General features: G+C 69.3%; 3 protein-coding genes. 1 reads left to right on the forward strand and 2 read right to left on the reverse strand.

The annotated features are described in order from the left end of the window. Window positions 1–934 (reverse strand): mycothiol conjugate amidase Mca (mca, locus tag ACZ6W9_RS33530; protein ID WP_470121357.1); only part of this gene is annotated, 934 nt, incomplete at its 3' end. Window positions 935–1046: 112 nt separating this feature from the next. Here mca and ACZ6W9_RS33535 point away from each other — a divergent pair. Continuing rightward, on the forward strand, window positions 1047–1697 hold the full coding sequence (locus tag ACZ6W9_RS33535; protein WP_389968584.1) for a TetR/AcrR family transcriptional regulator: 651 nt from the start codon (window positions 1047–1049) through the stop codon (window positions 1695–1697). A 10-nt stretch (window positions 1698–1707) separates the two neighbouring features. Here ACZ6W9_RS33535 and ACZ6W9_RS33540 read toward each other — a convergent pair whose 3' ends face one another. Continuing rightward, window positions 1708–1968 (reverse strand): zinc-ribbon domain-containing protein, encoded by a 261-nt coding sequence (locus tag ACZ6W9_RS33540; protein WP_389968586.1) that lies wholly within the window; start codon window positions 1966–1968, stop codon window positions 1708–1710. Window positions 1969–2221 lie beyond the last annotated feature (253 nt).

Consider the following 2221-nt stretch of genomic DNA (forward strand, 5'->3'; position numbering starts at 1 on the left):
AGGGAAGACACCGGTTACCAGCCCCCGAGCCGCGACGCGCAGCGTCGCCATCAACACAGCCCGCGAACAGATCATCCTCCGGCAGGTCCACCGGGACCAGGGGGCGGGCCAGGTGGTAGTCCTCGGTCGGCCAGACCTCCCGCTCGATGTCGCGTGGGTGCCGCATGAAGCTCTCACCCGGGACGATCTGGGTGGCGTGCGCCAGCAGCGCCCGGTCTCGCACCGCGAAATAGCCGTCGCAGCGGATGCGCGTGGTGACCTCCGGGGTGGGCGCGGTCTCCGGCCAGCCCTCCAGCAGCGGGCCCATCCCGGAGTCGAGTCCGCGAGCGGTCATCGCCTCGTGCATCGCGGCGAACCAGGCCCGGGACAGCGTCGCCAGGTAGTACAACTTGAGCGGACGCCAGGGGACGCCGGTCCCTGGGTGGCGGGCGGGGTCTCCGGCCGCGTCGAACGCCGCCGCCGTCACCCGGTGGGTCATGACGTGGTCGGGGTGCGGGTAGCCGCCGGTCTCGTCGTAGGTGACGACCACGTGCGGGCGGAACTCGCGGATCTCGGCGGTCAGCGCCCGTACGGCGACATCGAGGGGCTGGGTGGCGAAGCAGCCCTCCGGCAGCGGGTCGCCCTCTGCGGGCAGCCCGGAGTCGGTGAAGCCAAGGAAGCGCTGCCGTACACCGAGGATCTCCCGGGCCCGTTCCATCTCCGCCCGCCGTACGGCCGGCAGGTCGGCGCGCACCTCGGGACGGTCCATCGCCGGGTTGAGCACGGCACCGCGCTCGCCACCGGTACAGGTGACCACCAGGACCTCGGCTCCCTCGGCGGCGTAGCGCGCCAACGTCGCCGCGCCCTTGCTGGACTCGTCATCGGGATGGGCGTGCACCGCCATCAGCCTCGGCGGCTCGGCGGAGATCCCTTCCAGGGGGATTTCCTGCTTCATGGTCGTCCTTCCCGGCCCCTCTTGTTAGGTCGATTCAAAATATATATTCGTCATAAAAATGACTCAAGTCTGATTCTGTCTTCGACCCAGCGAAGAGCTCTAAGATGGCGGCATGACGACCCGGCCGATGGGCCTGCGGGAACGCAAGAAGAGGGAGACGCGGCAGCAGATCTCGAACATCGCGACGCGGATGTTCATCGAGCGCGGCTTCGACGAGGTCACGATCGCCGAGATCGCCCAGGCGGCCGAGGTGGCGAAGATGACCGTCACCAACTACTTCCCGCGCAAGGAGGACCTGGTCCTCGACCTGCATGACGAGATCGTCGCCCATCCGGCGCGCACGGTGGCCGAACGGGCGTCCGGCGAGTCCGCCCTGGCCGCGCTACGCCGTGACTACTTCGCGGCGCTGGAGCGCCGCGACGCGCTCCTCGGCTTCTCCGGTCGCCCGTTCGCCCGTACGGTGACCGGCAGCCCCGCGCTGCTGGCCAGGCTCCGCGAGCTCCACGAGCAGCGCGAGACGGCCCTGGCGGCGGTACTGGCCGGAGAACCCGGCACGGACGGGGCGGATGGGACGACCGGCGATGTCATCGCCCGCATGGTGGCCGGGCAACTCGTCTCGGCCCTCCGGGTGCTGTTCGGTGAGGCGATCCGCCGTACCCTGGACGGCGAGGACGAGGACACCGTCGCCTCGGCCCTGCACACTTCGGCCACCCGGATCTTCGACCTCCTGGAACCATCCCTGGGCGCCTACGCCGTCCGCTGAGCCGTCCCTCTCAGAATCCCCCGAGCCGGGCTGGGCCGACGCCGCTCCGGAGCCTCTTCATCTCGTCCCTGGAGACGTCGTAGGCGGCTCCGCAGTACGTGCACTGCATCACGTGTCTCGTCCGCACCGGGAAGATCGGGATGAAGAAGAGGCTGAACTTCGTCACCCGCTTCGCCAGCGCCTGAGCCGCGGTGTTACCGCAGTTGCGGCAGACGAGAGTGATCATGCCGAGCCGCTGGACGACGGTACGAAGACCGAAAATGAACAACATCACCCGCTCCTACCCGCCCCAGCCCGACTTCCACGCCAACCCGCGAGGGGGCGCCGGTGTCTGGACTGAGGAACGCAGCCGCGAAGCGGCGAAGAGACGAGGGAAGACACCGGTCACCAGCCCCCGAGCCGCGACACGCAGTGTCGCCATGAGCACTGCGAGGGGGCGCCGGTGTCTGGACTGAGGAACGCAGCCGCGAAGCGGCGAAGAGACGAGGGAAGACACCGGTCACCAGCCCCCGAGCCGCGACACG

Source organism: Streptosporangium sp. NPDC053982, from assembly GCF_055585205.1.

Bases quoted from the DNA above. Each gene is read 5' to 3' on its own strand.
- ACZ6W9_RS33535 (WP_389968584.1), top strand. From the start codon at position 1,047: ATGACGACCCGGCCGATGGGCCTGCGGGAACGCAAGAAGAGGGAGACG.
- ACZ6W9_RS33540 (WP_389968586.1), bottom strand. From the start codon at position 1,968: ATGTTGTTCATTTTCGGTCTTCGTACCGTCGTCCAGCGGCTCGGCATG.